The sequence below is a fragment of the Collimonas sp. genome (assembly GCF_039923675.1).
Classification (GTDB): domain Bacteria; phylum Pseudomonadota; class Gammaproteobacteria; order Burkholderiales; family Burkholderiaceae_D; genus Collimonas.
The window spans coordinates 1-4,180 of record NZ_JBDTCG010000075.1 but is presented as its reverse complement, the minus strand read 5'-3'; the positions used below and the strand labels follow the sequence as shown (position 1 = coordinate 4,180).

Here is a 4,180-nt window from a genome sequence, read left to right as displayed (position 1 = left end):
TCAACGTGTCTATCGCAAGATGACTATATCGCTGCGTGCTGCGCGGATCTTTGTGCCCCAGGACTCGCCCTACCGTGAACAGGTCCACGCCAGCATTGATAAGCTCGCTGGCGGCACTGTGCCGCAGGTCATGAAAGTGTATGTGATCCATGCCGCAAACCGCCCTAGCACGCCGGAATGAGCTCTGAATACTAATTTTCGGCGTCTTCTTATTGAAATGTCGGACACAGACCAAGATACGGGGATGGATTGGAATTATCCGTGGATCGCCATTTTTCGTATCTGTCAGGTAAAACGTCTGGCCGCGGACCTCGGCGCGCAGGATTTCGCCGAGTCGCAGCCCAGAATAAAAGGCAATCCGAATGGCTAGGCGGCCGGCGCGGTTCGTACAGGCCTTAGACAATTCCAGCATCTGCCGGCGACTGGCGTAATGCTGCCGCTCGTTCCTGAATGTCGGAACGGTGACCTTTGCTGCTGGATCAGCTTCACACATACACCAGCGCTTGGACGAGAGCGCGGGCTCATTTTCTGCGAGCCCATCCGTTGTGTGTCCATTGCGAGCGAGAGGGCGTTGTCACTGCGGCTGCTGTTGTGGATCACGTCACGCCGCATCGATTGAAGCAAGCGCTCGATAGCGGCGACCAATCGTGGATAGCCATAGCTAAGGCGTTGTTTTGGGGCAGCGTGTGCAACTGGCAATCGCTGTGCAAGCGGCATCACGACATCAAGACCGCCAAAGATGAGGCCGGGCTCGCATGCAAAAGAAGAATTGTCGGCAGCGTTTGCTTGCTTATTGTTTGACCGAATTATATTTTCAGGATAAATCATGGCTTTAAAAATTATCGTCGTGGGCGACACTACCAGTCACGGTGGTCATGTAATCAGCGGCTCTCCTAAGCATAGCGTGCTGGACAAGCCGATTGCGCGGCTGGGCGACCTGGTCGAATGTCCGCTGTCTTATCCTGGCGGCAAGCCGCATGGCGTCAACAAGATCATCGAGGGGCATTCCACGTTTATCCTTGATGGTATTCCGGTTGCGCTGGAGGGCCATAAAACCGAATGCGGTTGTACGCTGATCGGCAGCATCGGCGCTACCGTCGGATAAGTGTAATCTCCGTTGCACTGCTCAGTTGCTTGGCCCCATTGCCCGGCTCAATTATCCGGCTCCAGGTTGCTGATCTTGCGCATGTCGGCCACGGAATGATCATCTTCATTGGCGGTGATGGCGTCGGCATAGCGCATATCCAGCGCGATGTCGGCGGCGCTGTAGGCGTGTGAAGCATAGATCTGGGCGCCCAGCGACGGATCGCGCGCCGTCAGGCTGACGGTGATGCGCAAGCCGGACTCAGCGAGTTCCTGGACGGTTGCGTCGCGTAATGCCGCCAGCGGGCTGTCCTCGGTGATCTTGTGGATGACGGTCCAGGTGAGCGGGAAATAGGGCAGGCTGCTACGCTGCAGCTCGAGATCTATCAAGGTCCGGAAATATTGTCCGTTCGGCGCTGTGCTGGAGCTCAGCGTGCTGAGGCGTGCGGTGGCGTCATGCAGGGTGTTCAGGCGGCCATTGCCGACACGGATCATCAATTGCGGCTCGCCGTCGCTGCTGCGGCTGACCGCAGCCTGGCTGGCGAACAGCAGCTTTGCCTTGGGTTTGGAAAAGCGTACGAACACCAGGCCGGTCATGGTGGCGGTCAGCATCATGCTGACGAAAATCTCCACCGTCGACGCGATATGACTATACAGGGCGACCGGCGCCATATTGCCGTAGCCGACGGTGGCCAGGGTTTCGACGCTGAAGAAGAACGCATCCAGCAAAGAACCCGGCTGCAGGTTGAGGATGGTTCCCGGGGCGATGAAGTAAAGCAGTGCAAAGATGGAATTGATCAGCAGGTACACCACCAGTAGACTTGCAAAGAACTGCGGCCAGGTCAGGGTCAACGCCAAGTGGTACGGATCGCTCAGGTCGAAGCGGGAGACGCCGATCTTGTCCAGTTTTGCAGAGTTTGCACCGAAGACGCCGGTGTCCATGTGCTTGATTTTGGGTGCGCTTGTTTTCTTCGTCATATCGTTGGCCCGGTGAGGATTTTCCTGTTGGCGTCATCGTACAACAGCTGCAGGGTGGCGCGGTTTGCCAGGCAGCAAATCAAAGTCACAATTTGTTGTCGACAATACACGATTTTTCCACGGGAACGGTTTCGCTTCATTTCGCAGTGAAAATACTGTAGCCTGACCAGCCCGATTTCCCATCGCCTTAAACCTGCAGCGAGATATAACGTGCCTCTCAAGACTTGGTTGTTGTTCGTCACCACTGTATTTTTTGTATCCGCCACGCCCGGCCCCAATATGCTGCTGGCCATGACGCACGGCATTCATCATGGCGTGCGGCGCACGGTCGCCACTTGTCTCGGGCTGATGTGCGGGTTGGGGCTGATCATGGTTTGTTCGGTGGCCGGCCTGGGCGTCTTGCTGGCGGCGTCGGAGCGTTTGTTTTCGATTGTGAAATATGCGGGCGCTGCCTATCTCATTTATCTCGGCGTCAAAACCTGGCGCGCCATTCCCCGGCAATTGCAAGCGATGACTGAAGACGGCCACCGGCATAAACCATGGACCATGTTCCGCGCAGGGTTTTGGGTGGCGTTGAGCAACCCCAAGGCTTTCATTTTCTTCGCCGCGCTGTTTCCACAATTCATGGATGCAAAATTGTCACAGGGGCCGCAGTTGGCGATTCTATCGATAACATTCTTCATTATCGAAGCTTGCTGGCAATTCATATACGCCAGCGGCGGCGCACGTCTGGCCGGCTGGCTGAATACCGCACGCCGCCTGAAATTGGTGAATCAGTTATCGGGCGGCGCCTTCGTCGGCGCCGGGCTGGTGTTATCGGCGATCTCCCGTTCTTGACCTGGATTGCCGCCGCCCGGCGGTTTGAAAACCACGAAGCCGCTTTGACGCTAGCCCTGGCAATTTGACGCACCGCCGCGCCAGGCTGGAGAACGCGTCGGCAGCATTGCCCGCGCCTATTTTTCCTGTCAGGCCGGTGCGTCGCCTCCTCAAAGGCAAGGACACAGTCCGGGCTGCAAATTCAGGGCACAGTTGCGTGCCCCATGCTTTTCATCGTAATGCCGCTTGTATTGCCTGAGGCCAGTCACTACACTCTGACTGTACCGATCGGTAAAGAGGGGTAATTTTGGTACAAAACCTCAACCCTGACCTCACCGCAAACTTTACAAGGCAATCCCATGAGCACACGTCCGCCTCTCCCGCCGTTCAACCGCGACAGCGCCATCCAGAAGGTGCGCCTGGCTGAAGATGGCTGGAACACCCGCAATCCGGAAAAAGTTGCGCTCGCCTATACCGAAGACAGCTGGTGGCGTAACCGCACGGAATTTGTCCAGGGCCGCGACGCCATCGTCGGGCTGCTGAGCCGCAAGTGGAAGCGCGAACTGGAGTACCGCCTGATCAAGGAGCTGTGGGCATTCGATGGCAGCCGCATTGCCGTGCGCTTTGCCTACGAATACCATGACGATTCAGGCCAGTGGCATCGCGCCTATGGTAACGAGAACTGGGAATTTACCGAGGATGGCCTGATGCGCCGCCGTCACGCCAGCATCAATGACGCACCGATTCAGGCTGCCGAGCGCAAATTCCACTGGAACCTGAGCGGACCAAGGCCGGCCGACCACCCGGGGCTGAGCGACTTGGGCTTTTGATTAACAGAAACGGATAGCAAACAAGATGGTGAGAATGATTGCGGAACGATGTGATGTGGTGCCGTTGCTAGCGGAAGTGTTTCGCATCTACGGTTTCGAAGGGGCCAGCCTGGCCCGCATCACCGAAGGCACAAAGCTGGGCAAGGGCAGCATCTATCATTTTTTCCCTGGCGGGAAAGAGGAAATGGCGGCCGCCGTGCTCAGCGAAATCGACGCCTGGTTCCGTAGCCACGTGTTCGTGCCGCTACGCGAAAGCGCGGATGCCGAAAGCGCTATCGACGCCATGTTCCGGGAGGTAGGGCGCTACTTCCTGTCAGGCCGCAAGGTGTGCCTGGTCGGCGTGTTCGCACTCGGCAACGAGCGCGATCGCTTTGCCGAGACGGTAAAAGGCTATTTTGTCGAGTGGGTGGCGGCGCTGGAAGCAGCACTGCTGCGCGATGGAAAAGACGCCATCAGTGCGGCAATCCTGGCGG

6 protein-coding genes are annotated in these 4,180 nt (G+C 57.4%); 5 read left to right on the top strand and 1 reads right to left on the bottom strand.

All coding sequences use genetic code 11. The features are described 5' to 3' along the window. A partial coding sequence (locus ABI171_RS15615; RefSeq protein WP_348093449.1) for a hypothetical protein occupies positions 1-181 on the top strand: 181 nt, incomplete at its 5' end. A 645-nt stretch (positions 182-826) separates the two neighbouring features. Then, positions 827-1,105: a PAAR domain-containing protein gene (locus ABI171_RS15610; protein ID WP_348093448.1), complete on the top strand. Its 279-nt coding sequence runs from the start codon at positions 827-829 to the stop codon at positions 1,103-1,105. Positions 1,106-1,152: 47 nt separating this feature from the next. Here the strand turns inward: ABI171_RS15610 and ABI171_RS15605 are convergent, their stop codons facing one another. Beyond that, positions 1,153-2,061 (bottom strand): ion channel, encoded by a 909-nt coding sequence (locus ABI171_RS15605; RefSeq protein ID WP_348093447.1) that lies wholly within the window; start codon positions 2,059-2,061, stop codon positions 1,153-1,155. A gap of 210 nt (positions 2,062-2,271) precedes the next feature. Between ABI171_RS15605 and ABI171_RS15600 the strand changes: the two genes are divergently transcribed. The 3 genes from ABI171_RS15600 to ABI171_RS15590 all read left to right on the top strand — a co-directional run. Next, the gene (locus ABI171_RS15600) at positions 2,272-2,898 is read left to right on the top strand and encodes a LysE family translocator (RefSeq protein ID WP_348093446.1); all 627 of its coding nucleotides are present in this window, start codon (positions 2,272-2,274) and stop codon (positions 2,896-2,898) included. A gap of 338 nt (positions 2,899-3,236) precedes the next feature. Further along, positions 3,237-3,707, top strand: a complete 471-nt coding sequence (locus tag ABI171_RS15595; RefSeq protein ID WP_348093445.1) for a nuclear transport factor 2 family protein — start codon at positions 3,237-3,239, stop codon at positions 3,705-3,707. Positions 3,708-3,732: 25 nt separating this feature from the next. Further along, positions 3,733-4,180: TetR/AcrR family transcriptional regulator (locus ABI171_RS15590; protein WP_348093444.1), on the top strand; the 448-nt coding region annotated here is incomplete at its 3' end.

Bases quoted from the DNA above. Each gene is read 5' to 3' on its own strand.
- ABI171_RS15605 (WP_348093447.1), bottom strand. From the start codon at position 2,061: ATGACGAAGAAAACAAGCGCACCCAAAATCAAGCACATGGACACCGGC.
- ABI171_RS15595 (WP_348093445.1), top strand. From the start codon at position 3,237: ATGAGCACACGTCCGCCTCTCCCGCCGTTCAACCGCGACAGCGCCATC.
- ABI171_RS15610 (WP_348093448.1), top strand. From the start codon at position 827: ATGGCTTTAAAAATTATCGTCGTGGGCGACACTACCAGTCACGGTGGT.